Genomic DNA, 22343 nt, shown 5'->3' with positions numbered 1-22343 from the left:
CAAAACGCAACAAAAGCGGTTACCAAAGAAAGTAATCTTTTAATCATAACGCAATTATTTTAAATTAAACATCAATAATTCAATAATTATATAAATCAAAATTGATATAAGGCTGACATTACTCAAAACATCCAACAGCTTTACATTATAATATTGGGAATAGCCATACTGCTATCCATCTAGAATAAAGTATATATCTGCTGTGTTATTTTTCATAAGCCTTTAATTTAAATATCCAAAGATTTTGGTTTGCAATAAACGCAAGACTATCTCTTTCAGAGATTAACAAGGATTTCAATAATATTTTTAATTCCACAAATATATGAAATTTTATAATGCAAACAAATTTTTTAAAAGAAAATAAATAAATTTCTTTAATTTGGATATAACATATAAGCAAAACGGCGATGCATGTTAACATTGCATCGCCGTTTTGCTTATATAGTTTTAGCCTTGAAATTATTCTTTCTCAGCTGTCTGCTTTTCGCTATAGTCAATCACATTCTTGCGGTTTGCCTGTATACGGTCATAATCCTCACGTGAACCTACAATAATCTTTTCGAATTCACGCAGACCTGTACCGGCCGGGATAAGGTGTCCGCAGATAACGTTCTCTTTCATGCCTTCCAGATAGTCTACCTTTCCGCGGATAGCAGCCTCGTTAAGCACCTTGGTTGTCTCCTGGAATGATGCAGCAGACATGAAGCTCTTAGTTTGGAGAGCAGCACGTGTGATACCCTGCAGGATCTGAGTCGATGTTGCAGGAACGGCATCACGCACCTGAACAGTCTTAAGGTCGCGGCGCTTCAGGGTTGAGTTCTCATCACGCAGCTTGCGGGCTGAGATAATCTGACCCTTCTTAAGAGTCTCACTGTCGCCGGCGTCGGTAACAACTTTCTTACCCCATATACGGTCGTTCTCCTCAGCGAAGTCGAGTTTGTCGACAATCTCCTGCTCAAGGAATGTTGTGTCACCCGGATCATTGATCTGTACCTTGCGCATCATCTGACGAACAATGATCTCAAAGTGCTTGTCGTTGATCTTCACACCCTGCAGACGGTATACGTCCTGTACTTCGTTTACGATATACTCCTGAACGGCGGTAGGACCCTTGATTGAAAGGATGTCGTTAGGCGTAATAACACCGTCTGACAGAGGAGTTCCGGCACGAACGGCATCGTGCTCCTGAACCAGGATCTGCTTTGACAGAGAAACGAGATACTTGCGCTGCTCGCCTGTCTTTGAGGTAACGATAATCTCACGGTTACCACGCTTAACCTTACCCATTGTAACCTCACCGTCGATTTCACTCACTACGGCAGGGTTAGACGGGTTGCGGGCCTCGAAGAGCTCTGTTACACGTGGAAGACCTCCGGTGATGTCACCAGCCTTACCAACTGTACGAGGAATCTTAACGAGGGTTGCACCGGTCTTGACGGTCTGACCATCTTCAACAACAACGTGACCACCCACAGGGAAGTTGTATGTACCGACAACATCGCCGTTCTTATCTACGATATCACAGGTAGGCACCTTGCTCTTATCCTTAGACTCAGTGATAATCTTTTCGGTAAGACCTGTTGTATCGTCGGTCTCAGAGTGGAACGTAACACCGTCGATAACGTCGCGGAACTTCAGCGTACCGGCATACTCGGTTACGATAACAGCGTTGAACGGGTCCCAACGTGCAATCATATCACCCTTCTTAACGATAGAGCCGCCCTTGAAGTAGAGTGAGCTTCCGTAAGGAACGTTCAGGGTAGAAAGCACGATGTTTGTGTTAGGATCAACGAAACGGATTTCGGCCAGACGGCTTACGACCATCTCACACTGAACCTCGCCATTGTCACCTTCTTCAACAAACGGCACGGTACGAAGCTCGTCGAACTCGATGCGGCTGTCGTTCTTGGCAACAATAGATGCATTGGCTGCAGCATTGGCAGCCACACCACCGGCGTGGAACGTACGAAGTGTAAGCTGTGTACCCGGCTCACCGATAGCCTGAGCTGCGATGACTCCGACAGCCTCGCCCTTCTGCACCATGCGGCTTGTGGCAAGGTTACGGCCGTAACACTTCATGCAGACACCCTTCTTGCTCTCACAAGTAAGCACAGAACGGATTTCAACGCTCTCGATCGGGCTGTCTTCTATAATCTGAGCTATAGGCTCTGTAATTTCCTCACCGGCAGCAACGATAAGCTCGCCTGTGTTAGGATGTATAATATCGTGAACTGACACACGGCCGAGGATACGCTCATACAGAGAAGAAATAACCTCATCGCCATTCTTCAATGCTGTACATACAAGTCCGCGCAGAGTTCCACAGTCTTCCTCTGTAATGATAACGTCATGAGAAACGTCAACAAGACGACGTGTAAGATATCCGGCATCGGCAGTCTTCATAGCGGTATCCGCAAGACCCTTACGGGCACCGTGGGTAGAGATGAAGTACTCGAGCACGCTCATACCTTCCTTGAAGTTAGAAAGAATCGGGTTCTCAATAATCTGAGCACCTTCAGCTCCTGCCTTCTGCGGTTTTGCCATAAGTCCACGCATACCTGCCAACTGACGAATCTGGTCTTTAGAACCACGGGCTCCAGAGTCAAGCATCATGTAGACGGCGTTGAATCCCTGGTCAGCCTCAGTCATCTCCTTCATCAGGACGTCACCCAACTCGTTATTTACGTGTGTCCAGGCGTCAATTACCTGGTTGTAACGCTCGTTGTCTGTGATGAATCCCATGTTATAGTTGTCGGTAATCTGACGCACTTCCTCATTACCTTTTGCAACGAGGTCGGCCTTCTCCTTCGGAATGATGATATCGTCAAGGTTGAACGACAGACCAGCCAGATATGCCATACGATAACCAAGGTTCTTGATACCGTCGAGGAACTCGCAGGCACGGGCAAAGCCCACAGCCTTAATTACATCGGCAATAATATCGCGAAGACTCTTCTTAGAGATAATCTTATTTACATAACCAACTTCTTCAGGTATGATGCCGTTGACAATAACACGGCCGACAGAAGTCTCAACCATCTTGTCAACAAGTTTTCCGTCTGCATCAAGGTCTTTCACTACAACCTTTACCTGAGCATGGAGGTCACACTTGCCTTCATTGTGCGCAATGATTGCCTCTTCCGGACCATAGAACGTAAGTCCCTCACCCTTTGCACCCGGACGGATTTTTGTAATATAGTAAAGTCCGAGCACCATATCCTGTGAAGGCACTGTGATAGGCGCACCGTTGGCAGGGTTAAGGATGTTGTGGCTCTGAAGCATCAGAATCTGTGCCTCGAGCACTGCCTCATTGCTCAACGGAAGGTGAACAGCCATCTGGTCACCGTCGAAGTCGGCGTTGAATGCAGTACATGCCAACGGATGGAGCTGAATAGCCTTACCTTCGATAAGTTTAGGCTGGAATGCCTGAATACCAAGACGGTGAAGTGTAGGCGCACGGTTGAGCAATACAGGGTGTCCCTTCATCACATTCTCGAGGATATCCCAGATAACCGGCTCGCGGCGGTCTACAATCTTCTTTGCGCTCTTTACAGTCTTGACGATACCGCGCTCAATGAGCTTACGGATGATAAACGGCTTGTAGAGCTCTGCAGCCATAAGCTTAGGCAGACCGCACTCGCCCATCTTCAACTCAGGACCTACAACGATAACTGAACGTGCTGAATAGTCGACACGCTTACCGAGAAGGTTCTGACGGAAACGTCCCTGCTTACCTTTCAGTGAGTCAGACAGAGACTTCAGCGGACGGTTAGAATCGCTCTTAACGGCGCTGCTCTTGCGTGAGTTGTCAAACAAGCTGTCGACAGCCTCCTGCAACATACGTTTCTCGTTACGGAGAATAACCTCAGGAGCCTTAATCTCCATAAGTCTCTTCAGACGGTTGTTACGTATGATGACACGACGATAAAGGTCGTTGAGGTCAGATGTTGCAAAACGACCACCATCCAGCGGAACCAACGGACGAAGCTCAGGAGGAGTAACAGGAATAATCTTCATGATCATCCACTCGGGCTTGTTTATGTTGCGGCTTCCGCGGAATGCCTCTACAACCTGCAGACGCTTGAGGGCTTCGGTCTTTCTCTGCTGAGAAGAGTCGCTGTTGGCACGGTCGCGAAGCTCATAAGAAAGAGAGTCGAGATCGATATTTACCAACAGATCATAGATTGCCTCGGCACCCATCTTGGCGATGAACTTATTCGGGTCTGTATCATCAAGATATTCGTTGCCGTCGGGCAGGTTGTCCATTATGTTTACATATTCGTCTTCAGTAAGGAAGTCCATCTTGTGAGAGCCGTTGATTTCAACGCCCTCAGAGTCTGTACGGCCTTCCATTACACCCGGCTGTATTACGATATACTTCTCGTAATAAATTACAGAATCGAGTTTCTTTGTCGGTATACCGAGCAGGTAACCTATTTTGTTAGGCAATGAACGGAAATACCAGATGTGTGCAACAGGCACAACAAGCTCGATATGTCCGGTGCGCTCACGGCGCACTTTCTTCTCTGTAACCTCTACACCGCAGCGGTCGCAGACAATGCCTTTATATCTGATGCGCTTATATTTACCGCAGGCACACTCATAGTCCTTTGTCGGACCAAATATGCGCTCGCAGAAAAGTCCGTCGCGCTCAGGTTTATATGTACGATAGTTTATGGTCTCAGGTTTGGTAACCTCGCCAAAAGAACTTTCGAGGATTTCTTCCGGTGATGCAAGTCCGATAGTAATCTTCGTGAAATTACTCTTTATCTTTGAATCTTTCTTGAAAGCCATAATTCTTGTTTATATTTGTTATGTAAAGAGTTTCGTTATTAATCAAGGGTAACACTTAAGCCAAGACCACGGAGCTCGTGCAGCAGCACGTTGAGAGACTCCGGTATGCCCGGTGTAGGCATAGGCTCGCCCTTGACGATAGCCTCGTAAGCCTTTGAACGGCCTACTACGTCATCAGACTTGATGGTAAGGATTTCCTGAAGCACATGGCTGGCACCGAATGCCTCGAGGGCCCAAACCTCCATCTCACCAAAACGCTGACCACCAAACTGTGCCTTACCTCCAAGAGGCTGCTGTGTGATAAGAGAGTACGGACCGATGCTGCGGGCGTGCATCTTATCTTCAACCATGTGGCCGAGTTTAAGGAAGTATGTGATACCTACCGTTGCCGGCTGGTCGAACATCTCACCTGTCTCACCGTCATAGAGGTGTGTTGAGCAGAGACGCGGCAGACCTGCCTTGTCGGTCCATTCCTGAAGGTCGTCAAGTTTGGCACCGTCGAAGATAGGTGTTGCGAACTTAACGCCAAGACGCTTACCGGCTGCACCGAGAATAGCCTCAAATATCTGTCCGAGGTTCATACGTGAAGGCACACCCAGCGGGTTAAGAACCAAGTCTACAGGACGTCCGTCCTCGAGGAACGGCATATCTTCCTGACGTACAATCTTAGAAACGATACCCTTGTTACCGTGGCGACCGGCAAGCTTATCACCTACGCCGATCTTACGTTTCTTGGCAACGTAAACCTTAGCCATCTGCAGGATGCCTGAGGGCAGCTCGTCACCGATTGTAATTGCGAACTTACGGCGCTTGAGTTCAGCGTCCAGGAGCTTGTACTTCTTGATGAAGTTCATAATCAGCTTCTGTATCAGCTCATTAGTATGTTCGTCGTTAGTCCAGTTGTTTGACTGTATTCCGTCATATTCAAGGTTCTTCAGCTGAGCCATTGTGAACTTGCTTCCCCTTGTAATAATCTCAGCTCCGGTATAATCCTTGATACCCATAGACGTCTTGTCGTCTGTAAGAGTGAGGAGCTTGTCAACAAGAATATCCTTCAGGTCGTCTATCTTGGCAGCATACTCTTCGTCGATCTTAGCCAGAACGATCTTGTCCTGCTGCTTAGAAGAACGTGTCTTAACGGCACGTGAGAACAGTTTCTTGTCGATAACGACACCGGTAAGAGAAGGATTGGCCTTAAGTGAAGAATCCTTCACGTCGCCAGCCTTGTCGCCGAAGATAGCGCGGAGCAGTTTCTCCTCAGGTGAAGGATCGCTCTCACCCTTAGGTGAAATCTTACCGATAAGGATATCGCCCGGCTCTACACGAGCACCAACTCTGATTATACCATTGTCATCGAGGTCTTTGGTAGCCTCTTCGCTGACGTTAGGAATGTCGCTTGTGAACTCTTCCATACCGCGCTTTGTCTCACGAACGTCGAGCGAATATTCATCCACATGTACTGAAGTAAGAATATCCTCACGCACTACACGCTCGTTGAGCACGATAGCGTCCTCATAGTTGTATCCCTTCCAAGGCATGTAAGCAACAAGCAAGTTGCGTCCGAGTGCCAGCTCGCCGTCCTCTGTAGCATATCCTTCTGTAAGGATGTCGCCCTTCTTTACACGCTGTCCCTTGTCGCAAATAGGACGGAGGTCAACGGTCATGTTCTGGTTAGTACGGCGGAACTTAGGTATTCTGTACTCCTTGAGAGCAGGCTCAAAGCTTACGAACTCTTCTTCCTCAGTTCTGTCATAAAGGATACGTATTGTAGTTGCATCAACATACTCGATTACGCCATCGCCTTCGGCTGTGATCATAGTACGTGAGTCAACGCATACCTGCTTCTCAATACCGGTACCTACGATAGGAGCCTCATTGTGAAGCAGAGGAACTGCCTGGCGCATCATGTTACTACCCATCAACGCACGGTGAGCATCGTCGTGCTCCAAGAAAGGAATGAGTCCGGCAGCAATAGATGCAATCTGCTGAGGAGATACGTCCATAAGGTCAACCTCCGAAGGAGGCACTACGGGGAAGTCGGCATCCTGACGGCACTTAACCACTTCACGGATAAACGTACCGTCATCGTTCAGCGGAGCATTGCCCTGACCGATGATATGGTCTTCCTCCTCTTCAGCAGTAAGATAAAGTATATGGTCATTGTCGAGATCAACAATTCCGTCCTTAACCTTGCGGTAAGGAGTCTCGATGAATCCCAACTCATTGATTTTAGCGTAAACACAAAGAGACGAGATAAGTCCGATGTTAGGACCTTCAGGGCTCTCAATAGGACAAAGGCGTCCGTAGTGTGTATAGTGAACGTCACGCACCTCGAAACCGGCACGCTCTCTTGACAGACCACCAGGACCAAGGGCAGACAGACGGCGCTTGTTAGTTACTTCGGCAAGCGGGTTGGTCTGGTCCATGAACTGTGACAACGGGTTGGTACCGAAGAACGAGTTGATAACACTCGATATTGTCTTGGCGTTGATAAGGTCTGTAGGAGTGAACACCTCATTGTCGCGAACGTTCATACGCTCTCTGATGGTACGACTCATACGTGCCAGACCAATAGAGAACTGGTTGCTCAGCTGCTCGCCTACTGTACGTACACGGCGGTTGCTGAGGTGGTCGATATCGTCTACAGTGGCGTTAGAGTTAACCAGCTGTATAAGATATTTGATAATTTCGATTATATCTTCTTTAGTCAGGATACGGACATCCATGTCTGTATCAAGACCTAACTTCTTGTTGATACGGTAACGGCCTACATCACCCAAGTCATAACGTTTGTCAGAGAAGAACAGGTTCTGGATAACCTCACGTGCACTTGCGTCATCGGCAGGGTCTGCATTACGCAGCTGACGGTAGATGTAGAGCACGGCTTCCTTCTCAGAGTTACTCGGGTCTTTCTGTAATGTGTTGAAGATTATTGAATATTTGCTTGCAGAATCAATATCCTTGTGGAGAAGAACTGTCGAAGCGCCACTGTCGATAATGTCGTCGATGTTATCCTTTGTGATTTCTGTCTCACGCTCCATGATAACCTCGTTACGCTCGATAGAAACAACTTCACCGGTATCCTCATCAACGAAGTCCTCGTTCCAGCTCTTCAGAACCCTCGCAGCAAGCTTACGGCCAATGGCATCCTTCATATTCTTCTTGTTGACCTTAACTTCCTCAGCCAGGTCGAATATCTGAAGAATATCCTTATCGGTCTCGAAACCGATAGCACGCAAAAGTGTTGTAACAGGCAACTTCTTCTTACGGTCAATGTATGCATACATCACATTGTTGATGTCGGTTGCAAACTCAATCCATGAGCCCTTGAACGGGATGATACGTGCAGAATAAAGCACCGTACCGTTGGCGTGAACGCCCTGTCCGAAGAACACACCGGGAGATCTGTGCAACTGTGATACAACAACACGCTCGGCTCCATTTATGATAAATGTGCCGTTATCAGTCATATAAGGAATAGTGCCGAGGAAAACATCCTGAATGAAAGTACCGAAGTCCTCATGGTCAGGGTCTGTACAATACAGTTTCATCTTAGCCTTCAAGGGCACGCTATATGTAAGTCCGCGCTCAAGACACTCGTCGATGGTGTAACGGGGCGGGTCGATATAGTAATCCAAGAACTCAAGAACGAAATTATTACGTGTGTCGGTGATAGGGAAATTTTCAGCAAAGACCTTATACAAACCGTCATTCTTGCGTTCCTCAGGCGGAGTATCCAACTGTAAGAAGTCTCTGAAAGACTTTAACTGCACATCGAGGAAATCCGGATACGGCATCGGATTCTTCACGCTGGCAAAATTCACTCTGTTATCAACAATTTTTGAAGCCATTACAGATTTTTATTACCGTTAAAAATGCCACCTTGAAAATAAATGGCCGCAGATTTCAAAGTCATGAATCTTGACCTACACCTTGCAGCGGTGGTTGACTGCATGGTATTAATAAAAGACACAAAAAGGTTAAGACTCTCCGACTGGGAGAATCTTAACCCGAAATATTTTTTATTGTCTCAATTATTTGAGCTCAACCTTAGCGCCAGCCTCTTCGATAGCCTTCTTCAGGTTCTCAGCCTCGTCCTTAGACAGACCTTCCTTCAATGTAGAAGGAGCACCGTCTACGAGATCCTTAGCCTCTTTCAGACCAAGACCACAAGCCTCTTTAACGGCCTTAACTACCTGCAGTTTTGCACCACCAACCTCAGCGAGTACAACATCGAAAGATGTCTTCTCCTCAGCTGCGGCTGCAGCACCACCTGCAGCAGGACCAGCAGCAACAGCAACAGCTGCAGCAGCGGGCTCAATTCCATACTCGTCCTTCAGGACTGTTGCCAACTCGTTTACTTCCTTAACTGTCAAATTTACTAATTCTTCAGCAATAGCTTTAATATCTGCCATTTTATTTTAAATTTTAATGTTTTTAAATATTAATGTTTGGGTGTTAAAATTACTCAGGACGCTCGCCTAAAGTTTTGAGTACACCATGGATGGTGTGAGCGCCTGACTGAAGAGCAGAAACAACGTTCTTTGCAGGAGACTGCAGCAATGCAACAATGTCTGCAATAACTTCGTCCTTGCTCTTGAGAGCTGCGAGTTCTTCCAGCTTGTCAGCACCAACATAGATGCTTTCCTCTGCATAAGCAGCCTTCAATGCAGGAATACTCTCTTTTACATAACCTTTCAGCATTTTAGCTGGAACGTTAGCTGTATTGCAGAAGAGAACAGCAGTGTTACCCTTCAGACAGCCATACAAAGGCTCATAATCAACATCCGAAGCCTCGAAAGCCTTGTGAAGAAGAGTGTTCTTTACAACGACCATCTTGATTTCGTTCTTGAAGCACTCGCGACGGAGCTTGCTTGTAGCACCAGCATTCATACCAGTTACATCAACGAGGTAGAAATGAGAATACTCTTTCAGCTTCTGACCGAGTTCAACAACTATAGTATCTTTTACTTCTTTCTTCATCTTACAAAACTTTTAGAGTTATTCAACTGATTTAGGATCAATCTTGATACCCTTACTCATAGTGCTAGAAATAAAGATACTCTTGATGTATGTACCTTTAGCAGCAGAAGGTTTCAGTTTAATAACAGTAGCGATAAATTCTTTCGCATTCTGATAGATCTGTTCCGGAGTGAAAGAAACCTTACCAATTGATGCATGGATGATACCGGCCTTGTCAACCTTGAAGTCGATCTTACCCTGCTTAACCTCCTTGACAGCCTTTGCAACGTCCATAGTTACAGTACCGCTCTTAGGGTTAGGCATCAAGCCACGCGGACCAAGAACACGTCCTAAAGGACCAATCTTGCCCATGCATGACGGCATTGTGATGATAACATCAACATCTGTCCATCCACCTTTGATCTTTTCGATATACTCGTCAAGACCTACATAGTCAGCACCTGCTTCTTTTGCAGCAGCTTCAGCATCAGGAGTACAAAGGCAGAGCACGCGTGTAACCTTACCAGTTCCGTTAGGCAGAGACACAACGCCTCTTACCATCTGGTTAGCCTTACGCGGGTCAACGCCCAAGCGTACATCAATATCAAGAGAAGCGTCAAACTTGGTAGTAGTAATATCCTTAACCAACTCTGCAGCCTCTTTCAAAGAGTATGCTTTCCCTGCTTCAACCTTATCAGCTACTGATTTTTGATTTTTTGTCAGTTTACTCATTTTCTTGAAGTTATAAATTATTTACCAGGGAAGTCCCCTTTAACTGAGATGCCCATACTTCTAGCCGTACCAGCAACAAGCTTCATCGCAGACTCTACGGTAAAGCAGTTAAGATCAGCCATTTTGTCTTCTGCAATGGCACGGATCTGATCCCATGTCACAGAAGCCACTTTTCTACGGTTAGGCTCGGCAGAACCACTCTTAACCTTGGCTGCCTCCAGCAGCTGAACAGCAGCAGGAGAAGTCTTAATTTCGAAGCTGTATGACTTATCGGTGTAGTAAGTGATAACAACCGGAAGCACTTTTCCAGCCTTATCCTGAGTTCTGGCGTTGAATTCCTTGCAGAATCCCATGATGTTAATACCCTTTGAACCGAGAGCCGGTCCAACTGGTGGTGAAGGATTCGCAGCGCCACCTTTAATCTGTAATTTGATTAATCCAGCAACTTCTTTAGCCATTTCTTTTGTTAATTAAAAAAATTTGAGATTTTATAAAAGAACACACGTGTCCGTAACAACACGTTATTCTTTTGCAACTTGCATAAAACCTAATTCCAATGGAGTTTTACGTCCAAAGATCTTAACCATAACCTTAAGTTTGTGCTTCTCGGTATTCACTTCTTCAATGACACCGCTAAAGCCGCTGAACGGTCCATCAGTAACCTTCACTGTCTCGTCAACACAGAACGGAATATTTACTTCTTCCGTCAGCACTGACTCTTCAGCCGTTCCAAGGATACGGTTGATATCAGACTGCTTAACAGGGGTAGGATTATCCAATCCGCCCAAGAAGCCAAGTACGTTAGGTATGAAGCGCAGTGTATGTGCCACGTCTCCTTTCAGTTCTGCCTCTACGAGGACATAGCCCGGGAGAGAAATCTTCTCTTTGACCACACGCTTGCCATTACGCAAAGAAGCATGCTTCTCCATAGGTATAAGTACCTGAGAAACATAAGTTGAAAGAAGCGTGTTGTGCTTAAGTTCGGCATCGATATATTCTTTTACCTTAGCCTCCTTACCACTGACAGCACGCAATACATACCACTTTTTTCCTGATTCAGCCATTTTCCTTTTTACGATTAATTAGGATAGATCGTACTCATAACAAACCGGAACACGGAATCCATAATGAACACTACAACTGCAATGATCAAGGAAGCAGATAATACAACCATTGCACTATGAGTAAGTTCGGCACGTGTCGGCCATGTTGTTTTATGCACAAGTTCTTCGTAACAAACTTTGCAGTAATTTGCGAATTTTTTAAACATATTATCTTTATTTTGGCACGGGAAGAGAGGCTCGAACTCCCGACACCTGGTTTTGGAGACCAGTGCTCTACCAACTGAGCTATTCCCGTAAAATAGGTTCTCGCCGGAAGACGAGAACCTAAAACTTATATCATTGATAATGATTAATCGATGATTTCAGTAATCTGACCAGCACCTACTGTACGACCACCTTCACGGATAGCGAAGCGCAGACCTACGTTCAATGCAACAGCGTAGATAAGCTCAACAGTGATTGTTACGTTATCACCAGGCATTACCATTTCTACGCCTTCCGGCAGAGAGATTTCACCTGTACAGTCCATTGTACGGAGGTAGAACTGAGGACGATACTTGTTTCCGAACGGAGTGTGACGCCCACCTTCTTCTTTCTTCAGTACATAGATCTGAGCCTTGAACTTCTTGTAAGGTTTGATCTGACCCGGGTGGCAGAGTACCATACCACGCTTGATTTCGTTCTTGTCGATACCACGGAGAAGCAGACCTACGTTATCACCAGCTTCACCTTCGTCAAGAATCTTACGGAACATCTCAACACCAGTTACAACTGACTTCTTGTCTTCACCAAGACCGAGGAGCTCAACTTCGTCACCAACCTTAACACGACCAGTCTCGATACGACCTGTAGCAACAGTACCACGACCTGTGATTGAGAATACGTCCTCAACAGGCATCAGGAACGGTTTGTCGAGGTCACGCGGAGGCAGCGGAATCCACTCGTCAACAGCAGCCATCAGCTCCATTACCTTCTCTTCCCACTTCTCAACACCGTTAAGTGCACCAAGAGCAGAACCGCGGATAATAGGAGTATTGTCGCCATCATACTCGTACTGATCGAGAAGCTCACGCATTTCCATCTCAACGAGCTCAAGCATTTCCTCATCCTCAACCATATCGCACTTGTTCAGGAATACAACCAGACGAGGAACGTTTACCTGACGAGCGAGAAGCACGTGCTCACGTGTCTGAGGCATAGGACCATCAGTTGCAGCAACAACGATGATAGCACCATCCATCTGAGCAGCACCTGTTACCATGTTCTTTACATAGTCAGCGTGTCCCGGGCAGTCAACGTGTGCATAGTGACGGTTTTCTGTTTCATACTCTACGTGTGCTGTATTGATAGTAATACCACGCTCTTTTTCCTCAGGAGCGTTATCGATAGAGTCAAAAGACTTAACTTCAGAAAGACCTTTCTTTGCCAATACTGTTGTGATAGCAGCAGTCAGAGTAGTCTTACCGTGGTCTACGTGACCAATTGTACCAATGTTTACATGGGGTTTGGTACGGACGAATGTCTCTTTAGCCATAGCTTTACTTTTTATTTATTGTTAATGAATAATCGTGTATTTTTTCTGTTTTTAAAAAATTAGAAAGTCGTAGAGCTGTAACCGAGATTTGAACTCGGGACCTCTTCCTTACCAAGGAAGTGCTCTACCACTGAGCTATTACAGCAGCGAGAGCGGAAAACGGGACTCAAACCCGCGACCCCCAGCTTGGAAGGCTAGTGCTCTATCAACTGAGCTATTTCCGCAAGACTTCTACTGAGTGGGTGGTGATGGATTCGAACCACCGAAGTCGAAAGACAGCAGATTTACAGTCTGCCCCATTTGGCCACTCTGGTAACCACCCTTTGTTTAAGAACTCGTCTTTTCTTTTGAGCCTCTTGTCGGATTCGAACCAACGACCCCGAGATTACAAATCACGTGCTCTGGCCAACTGAGCTAAAGAGGCAACGTTAAGCAGCCGTTAGGCGCTTGTTGTAAGGACGTGTCCTAAAACGGCTGCAAAGATAGGCATTATTTTTTAATCTCCAAAACTTTTCGCGATTTTTTTTATCTATTGCGCAATTTTTCTTTAAATTTCGCCAATTGAACCTTCAAAGAGTCCACACAGAGGTCAATTCCCTCTTCAAAAGTATCGCACACTTTTTCAACAAAAAGACGTGAGCCGGGAACCATTACAGTGATACTTGTTTCCTTATTCATGGCAGTGGCAGGCTTAACAACTTTAAGTTGAACCTCTACAGTTTGAATATCCTCATAAGATTTTTCCAACTTGGCAGTTTTCTTTTCGATAAATGCCTTCAATTGTTCAGTAGCGTCAAAATGGATTGACTGAATTTTAACTTCCATAGTTACCTCCTTGTAATTTTAAGGGTTAAGCCCTTGGATGGGCGGATTTGTAAACTTTCTTAAGCTGTTCAAACGTGGTATGAGTATATATCTCAGTAGTTGTCAGCTCCTGATGCCCCAACAGCTTCTTAACGCTCTCAAGTCCGGCGCCATGATTAAGCATGGCTGTAGCAAACGTATGGCGCAGCACGTGCGGGCTGCGTTTTTTAAGCGAGCTCACCCGCGCAAGATTGTCCGACACGCAGACTCTCACTTGCGGATAAGTGAGCCTGCGGCCCTTTGCCGACACAAACAGCGCCGGCTCAAGCCTCGTCACGACTTTGTCTCTTAGTTCCATATATGCCGACAGCGCGTCGCGCAGCCCTTGGCCAAACGGAATGACGCGCTGTTTGTTTCTTTTGCCAGTAACCTTCAGCTGGCAGGCTTCGAGGTCAACCATGGCATCGTCAAGCCCTATAAGTTCGGCAGCGCGCATCCCTGTCTCATAAAAAGTCATTATAATAGTACGCGCGCACACATCTTTATAGTCAGAGAGATTCCACATGCTGCCGTTGAGCAGCTCGTCCATCTCGCTTTCCTTGACGAATTGTGGCAATGGTTTGTTTTTCTTCGGGCCTGTCAGACCGTGGGCCGGATCTGAGCAAACAAGATTTCGGGAAAGGGCAAAACGAAAAAAGGAACGCAATGCGCTCAATCGCCTGTTGACCGACGACGCACTGTTTCCCTTATCCATCATACTCTCCATCCAGTCGCGGATGACATCAGAGTCGACCGACTCCCATGAGAGATGAGCATCCAAATTTTTGAAGTACAGTTCAAACTCTTTCAAGTCTGCTCCGTATTCCTTCACGGTTCTCGCGGAGTAGTTCCGCTCAAACTGGAGGTAGTTCAAAAATTCTCTTATCATCATAAATACAGTTGCTCAAACCATGTTATTCGGCAACGAATTTACAAAAATAAAACCGAACCGCCAAATTTTTCCGCCAAATTCTTTTCCGCTTTACAGGGAATAACTATCATGAGCAGGAAAAAGAAAAATCCGGCACTGAGGAAACCTTATATGTCAACATTTCATCAGAGCCGGACCATAATAAATCCGTAGTGCTTAAAATCAGAAAGTAGGAATTGCTCTTCCAGCGGAGCCTATCGACGGCATATCACGGTTATCTTTTATCTTCTTGCCAATACTGAAATTCCACGACACGTTCAGACTTACAGATGTGTTGTGGCTGAGATACTTGCGCGTCAGCATCCATCCGTCGCCATACACAGTCATTTTCGGCCTGTTATAGAACACGCCATTGTAGCTGAGGTTTACGTTCAGCTTGTTTTTCAACAGCGACATATATGCCTGGGCATTGAGGTTGAACCAGCCGTCATATTCATACGACAGCGTCTTTGTCTTGGTCGAAGCTGCAAAGTCGAGTGTTATGCCATAGTTTTTGGCTATTTTAAAATTGTTACTGGTTGAAAAATATAACGAAGTCTGACTGACAGACTTTCCCGGCATGCTCTCGCGCCTGTTTCTGACTATCATCTCGGTGTTGGTGTACCAGAAGTCAAAGACTTTAGTCTGATATGCCACCGACAGCTTGTGCTGTATCTGCCATCCGGCGTTTTCCGGCCTTGTAAAATAGGTATCCTTACGGTCAGGGTCAGCATGCATAATCACCTTCACCAAATTGTCGCCATAGTTGAAGTCGTAGTACACGGTCCACTTTCTGTGATATGCCAGCCACACATAAAAGTCGTGACGATTTTCTTTTGTCAAGTCAGGGTTACCTATGCTGTATTGATTTTGTCCCTGCCATGTAACGGTAGGCAGCGTATAATTATAATTCGGCAAGGAGTAATAATACTGGTAGTTGAAGTTAATATAAAATTCTTTTGCCGGCGACGGATTTTCCTCCTTGCTGAGATTCCATTGCGCAAAGATACTCGGATATATTCCGTCTTCCCATAAATCTACATTGTTTTTACTGTCAATACGGTCACGAAATACGCTTTTTGTCCCGTGATAGTTAAGCGTTCCCTGCACATACAGGAACTTGCCTATCTTCGTGCTATAGTCCACCCATGCACCATAGTCGGTGCCTGAGCTTACATAGCGCCCGTCACGAATGTATCCAAGCTGCGTTGTCCCCGTGTCGTCGTGCTTGTCGTACATATAACCGTAAACCAAGCCGGCATTTAAATTCGATTTTTTGTTTAGCACCACATGCAACACCGGGTCTATCCATACGTTATTCGTATTATAGCCAAGTCTGGCATTGTCGGCAGTGGAGTTCAAGACATAGCTTAAGCCTTCGCTGTAATCCTGCCCTGAATAACTTCCTCTGAAAAAGAAATAGCTGACACTGTCTTTACGGAAAAAGTGTTTGTATTGCAGTCCGGCACTATAATACCGTGGTTTCGACAGACTGTTAATATTCAAGAGTTCCGTGCCGTCATGGCTGTTGGTCGACGTTTCGCCGTTACTCATTCTCACGCCTCCGTACACATAGATTCTGTCAAGATCAGTAGGCGAATATCTCAGCGCAAGATTATCCATAAGATAGCCATTGCCCCTGGTTACGCTGTTTGTTTCGGTTTGCGTTTCCACATTATCCGCCACATCGTTCTGCACCTGCGACCGCACCGACTTGTCGTGCAGGCTGCCTGTCAGCAGGTTGCTTACCCTCACCTTGCCTCGCGCATATAGAAGATTCAGCCCCGGCAAGGCACGCAGAAGACCATCCTGACTGGCTCTGCCATTGAATGTCAGCGTGCCGAGCACACCGCCGTCGTCACGCAGATAAATTTTTATCACGCCGCCAATACCCAAGCCATAAGAGGCATCAGGGTTGGTTATTACATCTATGTGTGAAATCATCGAAGGGTCGATGGTCTTCATCTGTTCCTGTGTAATTTCTTGCTCCTCAAGATATATCAAGGTGTTTTGTCGTCCGTAGACACTGACGTCCTCACCCCTCACGCTGACACCGCGCATAAATTTCATAAAATCCAGCAGAGTCAGGCCTTTAGCCAGCGGATTGCCTTTTACCCTGACCGTTATGGTGCCGTTTGACTTCACGCTCGAGTAATCCGCCATGACCGTCACTTCGTCGAGCATTTTTGCAGAACCGCCCATAACGACCGCGCCCAAATCGAGAGGGCCGCTTACGCGCAGTTTTTTATTGTATTTGTCATAGCCCACGCACGTTATGCCGAGAGTGTAGCGTCCTTCGGATATACTGTCTATCATAAATGTGCCGTCGTTGCCGGTAATGACAGGCGCCAGCTTTGTTCCGTCGTCAAGCCGCGTCATCGTCACAGTGGCGCGTTCTATGGCGTTGCCGGCATCGTCTGTCACACGTCCGGTAACAGTGCTGCCTGTCTGGGCATTCGCAGTGTATGCAAACAGTGCTATTATAAAGGCTAAAAAGTGTTTCATAGTTTAATTTTTTATTTGTATCAGATATTTGCGGAAAACACGAGCAAGCGGCATCAGCGTGCTTTGCGCCACTTCGACTTATAAGTTGGTCATGTATTATGAATGTTTTCAATTTGTCGGCAAATCCGTTATGTGTAAACCTTGTCAGTTCTTGCCAGCTGTTTTCCTTTCAGATCACCTATTTCTCTGATAATTCCGTTAATTTTCATAGCGTAAAGTTTAATGTGTTTTTACAATCCCTACAAACCGACTATATTCAAGGTATATAGAATTTGTTTGCCGCAAGAGGTTCGGGCTTAAGCCTCTGCAAAGATTATAGCCAAGAAAGGTAAGCCATACCAGCCTGACTACACTCTTTAACATAAATGCATATATATGCAAAGATAATAATTATATTTCAAAATACAGCCCTTTTATTTTTTTAACGCCAACTTTATAAAAATCACATTTTTTAAATCGCCCCACAAGACAGTCTGAACAAAATCTGACATCGCCGACACATTTTTTAAACGCCATATAAAGAGCCGGATGTCAAAGGGCAATACCGAAACAAGCCCAACAGCCATATACGCCAACAGCCCTACCCTCCGGATGCATGCACAGGAGAAAAGCCAATGCTGATGCTTACAAGCACGATGCAGACAGCCGAAGCTGTTACACACACAACAACAATAATAACAAAAAAACATGATTGATTATCGCTTTCCAAAAAAAATACGACGAAAGCGCCATAAGAAAACAGCAATGCCTCAACGGCACACAGACGCTACATATTTTTATATATAAAAAAAGGATGTGGCACAGTCACTCCGTGTACATCCCCCCAATAGCCTATCGGCAAAATTACATCGTCCTGCGAACGCACCATCATATCGGCTGCAAATATTCGCAGGACCTTATCATTACTTTTTAACGCCTAAGCGGTATACCCATTCAATATTGGTTATTCCTCTGTAGCTCTCAGTTTCTGTACGTAAATAGCGCGTTCCATCTTGAGCCTCTTCAAGACAGACGGCTTATCGAACTGCTGACGTGCACGAAGTTCTTTTACGACACCTGTCTTCTCAAATTTTCTCTTGAATTTCTTCAATGCTCTTTCGATGTTCTCGCCATCTTTAACTGGTACAATGATCATTTTTTGTCTTAAAATTTTATATGTTAAACTTATTTTTTAATTTCATGCTATTATTAGCGGCTGCAAAATTACATCTTATTTTTTTATCTTCCAAATATTCAGAGGCTTTTTAAGCAAAAAGTATTTATTTTTCACATCTGCCTGACTTTCAGCGGTTAAATTGCCCATGCAAAACGTTTTATTGAGCATATGAAACGTAGTTCGGCGTAGCCAATTATAAATTATGAATTTTAAATTATGAATTATGAATTGTGAATTGTGACTACAGCTCCGGGTTAAAGTCCCAGTCTGTAGCCTAACGTCAGCGTGAAAGCCGAAGAACGCTTCAATTTGCCGTTAAGGAGGTAATACTCCAGAAAATAGCTGGTTCCGTCGGTCGAAAGATTCTTCGCAACAATCTCGTCATCTTTTATGTCGAGCAGTCCAATTTCATATCTTGCATCAAGTACGAAACGTTTGTATTCATACGAGAGTCCCAGAGGTATGGTAACATCAACCTTACGGCAACGGTCTTTTATGTCTGTATATTTGCCGTCCCATGGTTGTCCGTCAAATATCTCTTTGTATCCCCTTGGATATTTTGCGCTCAGCATGAAGTCGACCTGCACTCCGGCTTTAACGGCGAGACCTTTATATATATAAAAGTTAGCCATTACAGGCACACTGAGGTAAGAAAGCTTCACTTTATGCCCGTCTCCATCTTCTTGCCAGAATTTAAGTTCTTTATCATACATGCCATCGTCTATTTGTCCGGTTCCGGGATCCTCCAAAGGCCCTTTAAGATAAGCATACCCCCAAGTAAACTTGTCGAAACCGCATCCGCGCTCCGAATAATCAATCCCCAAAGTTACTCCGAGCCATTTTGTAGCCATATATTCGGCCTCCACTCCTGCCTTTATCCCGGCTTTATACGCAGTATTGTCAATGCCGCTTACATCTGAAAAAGTTAGTCCTATCTTTGGCTGCAAAGAAAATTCGCCTGCCTGACGCTGCGCAAACATCGTCAGAGGCATAAGAAAAACAGCAATTAAAGCAAAAAGTTTTTTCATACTATTTTTATAATGATTAAAATTCCACACCAGCAGTCTGAACACATGGTCTGACAGAATCAGCATTTATATAAATGTATAAAAAGACCATTCTTCACACTCTTTTCCCCTTCAGCATTGCTCATTCGACATTCTTATGGGGCGATATTCCGGTATCGTTCACGGGTTCAGATTTTCATTTAAGACAGATTCCGACTGCAGATTTAGTAATATTTTACAAAAATAAAAATATTTTTTGTCTCTTCAAAACTTTAAACACTTTATTTTTTTATTTGCCGGCATCAGCATGCAGCAACCTGAAGATAATATTTCATGAAGGAAGAAAACCTAAGCAAATCACATTGCTGAATAAAAACGGACTTAGCTTCCTTTTTGATTTTCTTTGACGCTCTCATACTGAGATATTTGAAAATTAAAATCTGTTGGACGAAAATTCGGGCAATTCTCGCGTGCAAACGTAATCCTGTGTGTTACAATGTGTTACGGCAAAATCTGGCTATATATGCAACATTTTTTGTCCCATTTCGGACAAAAAAGCTATTATTTCAATAAAAAAACAGGCCTGTTTCCGCCTTAAAAGCGGTGCTTTTTCCACTAAAAAGTGGCCGAGTAATTTTTCAAAAGCATGCCTTTTGCATGATAATGTAAATATACTTTACCAATGCAAGCCATAAAAGCGCTCTCCGTTTTCTATTTCGGCAGAAAATCATGACATTTTTGTGATGACACTTTGAGCGGCAAAATACCTGATGAGCTGACAATGTTTCAGATCATGAGCGTCTGTCTTATGCCATACATCTTGTAAAAATAAAATAAGCGGAAGTAGCCCAAGGTATTCCTTAAAGGACGACTTCCGCTTATAAAGTTACAGGAAAACAACTGCCGATGAGGTGTTATGTTACATATTTTAGCCTGTAAATCAATAAAGAGCAAGATTCACGGCATCAGATTTCTGCACAAGCCGATGCCAGCCACTCGCGGTCTTCGCCTTCGAGATGCGGCGAAAGGCGGTCGTAGACGGTGCGGTGGTATGCGTTGAGCCACTCTTTTTCTTCAGGCAGCAGCATCTCTTTCTTAACCGGAGCGAGGTCTATCGGACAGAGCGTAAGCGACTCGAAGCCGAGGAACGAGCCAAACTCGGTGTCGCGATATGGCACGGTGAGCAGCGTGTTCTCTATCCTCACGCCGAAGCGTCCGGCAAGATATATGCCCGGCTCGTCGGTAACGGTCATGCCTTCAACGAGCGGTGCAGGCCTGTATTCCATGCGTATCTGGTGAGGACCTTCGTGGACATTGAGATATGAGCCTACGCCGTGGCCAGTGCCGTGCATGTAGTTGAAGCCGTAGCGCCACATGTCTTTGCGGGCGAGCGCATCGAGCTGTGTGCCGCTGGCGCCGCGCGGAAACTTGCAAAGCTCCAGCTGTATGTGGCCTTTCAGCACAAGCGTATAGACGAGTTTCTGCTCCTCGGTTACATCGCCCAGGGCTATGGTGCGCGTTATGTCGGTGGTTCCGTCGAGATACTGCGCGCCCGAATCTATCAGAATAAGTCCTTCGGGACGCAGCGGCACGTCGGTTTCGGGCGTTGCCTCATAGTGAACAATGGCCCCGTGCTCCTGATAGGCGGCAATGGTGTCGAACGATATGTCCTTAAACAGCTTCTGCTCAGCGCGCAGCGATGTCAGCTTGCGGTCGACGCTCATCTCGGTCTCACCGCCGGCCTCAACGGCAGGCTTAAGCCAGCGCAGAAACTTCACCAGCGCAACGCCGTCGCGCAGCATAGCGCTGCGGAAGCCTTCTATCTCGGCACTGTTCTTGACGGCCTTCATATATGGTATGGGCGACGGCTGCGCCACCTTCTCGCATCTAACGGCACTGAACAGCGTATGGTTTATCTCGCACGGATCGAGCAGTATATTATATTCAGAATATGCAGCCAGGGCATCTTTCACCTTATTATAATCTGCGGTGTCTACGCCCTCGCCCTTCAGATACTCACGCACGCCGTCGTCGAGCTTGGCGCCGTCAACGAACAGCGTGGCATGGCGTGACGTTATGAGCAGATAAGACACAAACACAGGATTGCAGTGGACATCAGAGCCTCGCAGGTTGAGCGTCCAGGCTATGTCGTCGAGCGCGGCGGCAAGCATTCCGCAGGCGTTCATGTCCTTCAGCATTGCGCGTATGCGCTCCAGTTTCGAGGCGCACGACTCTCCGGCATACTCCAGCGGATGGACTGTTATCTTGTTCTGCGGCACCGTCGGACGGTCGGTCCATATCTGCCCGAGCGGATCAAAGTTGGTTCTTACGGTTATGCCGCCCTCATTCCTAAGTCCGGCAATGAGCTCTGCCACCGAAGCCTCTGAATTGACCATGCCGTCGATGCCCACAACAGGACTCGAAACGAAAGAGAGCTTCTGGCCGAGCCACTTTATTATCGACGGCGTGCCCTCAACACGCTCTTTCATCAGCTTAAACTCCGTGCCTTCGAGCTGCTCGGCAGCGGCAAGGAAATAGCGCGAGTCGGTCCACAGCGCGGCAGCGTCCATAGTAACAACGGCTGTTCCCGCCGAACCGTTGAAGCCGGATATCCACTTGCGCCCCTCCCAGTGTTCGGGCACATACTCGCCGTTGTGAGGGTCGGTAGAAGGGAATATAAACGCATCGATGCTCTCGCGGCGCATCACGTCGCGCAGGGCTGCCAATCTTTGTTCTATAATAGTGTTCGTCATAATGAATAAGATTTTTCAGAATAGTCTGAACAAAGATAATTCTTTTTAAACTTAACAGCAAACTAAAACAGAAATAACCTGAT

At 46.0% G+C, this 22343-nt stretch carries 15 protein-coding genes and 5 tRNA genes; all 20 read right to left on the bottom strand.

Annotated features, from left to right (window positions below):
• Positions 1-459 precede the first annotated feature (459 nt).
• The 20 genes from rpoC to ACZMIG_RS00180 all read right to left on the bottom strand — a co-directional run bounded on the left by rpoC (position 460) and on the right by ACZMIG_RS00180 (position 22260).
• Entirely contained in the window at positions 460-4794 is a 4335-nt protein-coding gene (gene rpoC / locus ACZMIG_RS00275; protein ID WP_021855154.1) for a DNA-directed RNA polymerase subunit beta', read from the bottom strand.
• Between the two features lie 38 nt (positions 4795-4832).
• Positions 4833-8645, bottom strand: a complete 3813-nt coding sequence (gene rpoB, locus ACZMIG_RS00270; RefSeq protein ID WP_487888818.1) for a DNA-directed RNA polymerase subunit beta — start codon at positions 8643-8645, stop codon at positions 4833-4835.
• 183 nt (positions 8646-8828) lie between these two features.
• Positions 8829-9209: a 50S ribosomal protein L7/L12 gene (gene rplL, locus ACZMIG_RS00265; protein ID WP_021855152.1), complete on the bottom strand. Its 381-nt coding sequence runs from the start codon at positions 9207-9209 to the stop codon at positions 8829-8831.
• A gap of 49 nt (positions 9210-9258) precedes the next feature.
• Positions 9259-9777: a 50S ribosomal protein L10 gene (gene rplJ, locus ACZMIG_RS00260; RefSeq protein ID WP_021855151.1), complete on the bottom strand. Its 519-nt coding sequence runs from the start codon at positions 9775-9777 to the stop codon at positions 9259-9261.
• 18 nt (positions 9778-9795) lie between these two features.
• Positions 9796-10488, bottom strand: a complete 693-nt coding sequence (rplA, locus tag ACZMIG_RS00255) for a 50S ribosomal protein L1 (protein WP_021855150.1) — start codon at positions 10486-10488, stop codon at positions 9796-9798.
• A gap of 17 nt (positions 10489-10505) precedes the next feature.
• Entirely contained in the window at positions 10506-10946 is a 441-nt protein-coding gene (gene rplK / locus ACZMIG_RS00250; protein WP_021855149.1) for a 50S ribosomal protein L11, read from the bottom strand.
• A 63-nt stretch (positions 10947-11009) separates the two neighbouring features.
• Positions 11010-11552, bottom strand: a complete 543-nt coding sequence (gene nusG, locus ACZMIG_RS00245; protein WP_021855148.1) for a transcription termination/antitermination protein NusG — start codon at positions 11550-11552, stop codon at positions 11010-11012.
• A gap of 14 nt (positions 11553-11566) precedes the next feature.
• Entirely contained in the window at positions 11567-11758 is a 192-nt protein-coding gene (gene secE, locus ACZMIG_RS00240) for a preprotein translocase subunit SecE (protein ID WP_082335246.1), read from the bottom strand.
• A gap of 13 nt (positions 11759-11771) precedes the next feature.
• Positions 11772-11847, bottom strand: a tRNA-Trp gene (locus ACZMIG_RS00235).
• 54 nt (positions 11848-11901) lie between these two features.
• The gene (gene tuf, locus ACZMIG_RS00230) at positions 11902-13086 is read right to left on the bottom strand and encodes an elongation factor Tu (protein WP_053398703.1); all 1185 of its coding nucleotides are present in this window, start codon (positions 13084-13086) and stop codon (positions 11902-11904) included.
• A 73-nt stretch (positions 13087-13159) separates the two neighbouring features.
• Positions 13160-13231: transfer RNA gene (locus ACZMIG_RS00225), tRNA-Thr, on the bottom strand.
• Between the two features lie 6 nt (positions 13232-13237).
• Positions 13238-13310, bottom strand: a tRNA-Gly gene (locus tag ACZMIG_RS00220).
• Between the two features lie 15 nt (positions 13311-13325).
• Positions 13326-13408, bottom strand: a tRNA-Tyr gene (locus ACZMIG_RS00215).
• Between the two features lie 28 nt (positions 13409-13436).
• Positions 13437-13510: transfer RNA gene (locus ACZMIG_RS00210), tRNA-Thr, on the bottom strand.
• A gap of 101 nt (positions 13511-13611) precedes the next feature.
• Positions 13612-13911: a ribosome hibernation-promoting factor, HPF/YfiA family gene (gene hpf, locus ACZMIG_RS00205; protein ID WP_021853555.1), complete on the bottom strand. Its 300-nt coding sequence runs from the start codon at positions 13909-13911 to the stop codon at positions 13612-13614.
• 25 nt (positions 13912-13936) lie between these two features.
• Positions 13937-14821, bottom strand: a complete 885-nt coding sequence (locus ACZMIG_RS00200) for a tyrosine-type recombinase/integrase (protein ID WP_021853556.1) — start codon at positions 14819-14821, stop codon at positions 13937-13939.
• A gap of 201 nt (positions 14822-15022) precedes the next feature.
• Positions 15023-17344 (bottom strand): TonB-dependent receptor, encoded by a 2322-nt coding sequence (locus ACZMIG_RS00195; protein WP_487888817.1) that lies wholly within the window; start codon positions 17342-17344, stop codon positions 15023-15025.
• 943 nt (positions 17345-18287) lie between these two features.
• A complete protein-coding gene (gene rpsU, locus ACZMIG_RS00190) occupies positions 18288-18479 on the bottom strand; it encodes a 30S ribosomal protein S21 (protein WP_021853559.1) in 192 nt (63 codons plus the stop codon).
• Between the two features lie 275 nt (positions 18480-18754).
• Positions 18755-19528 carry a porin family protein gene (locus tag ACZMIG_RS00185; protein ID WP_487888816.1) on the bottom strand — a complete coding sequence of 258 codons (774 nt, stop codon included), beginning with the start codon at positions 19526-19528 and terminating at the stop codon, positions 18755-18757.
• Between the two features lie 944 nt (positions 19529-20472).
• Complete coding sequence (locus ACZMIG_RS00180; protein WP_487888815.1) at positions 20473-22260, bottom strand: aminopeptidase P family protein; 1788 nt, start codon at positions 22258-22260, stop codon at positions 20473-20475.
• Positions 22261-22343 lie beyond the last annotated feature (83 nt).

The sequence above is a fragment of the Xylanibacter sp. genome, from assembly GCF_057607445.1.
The sequence above is the reverse complement of the archived record's forward strand: the minus strand, read 5'-3'. Positions and strand labels throughout refer to the sequence as shown.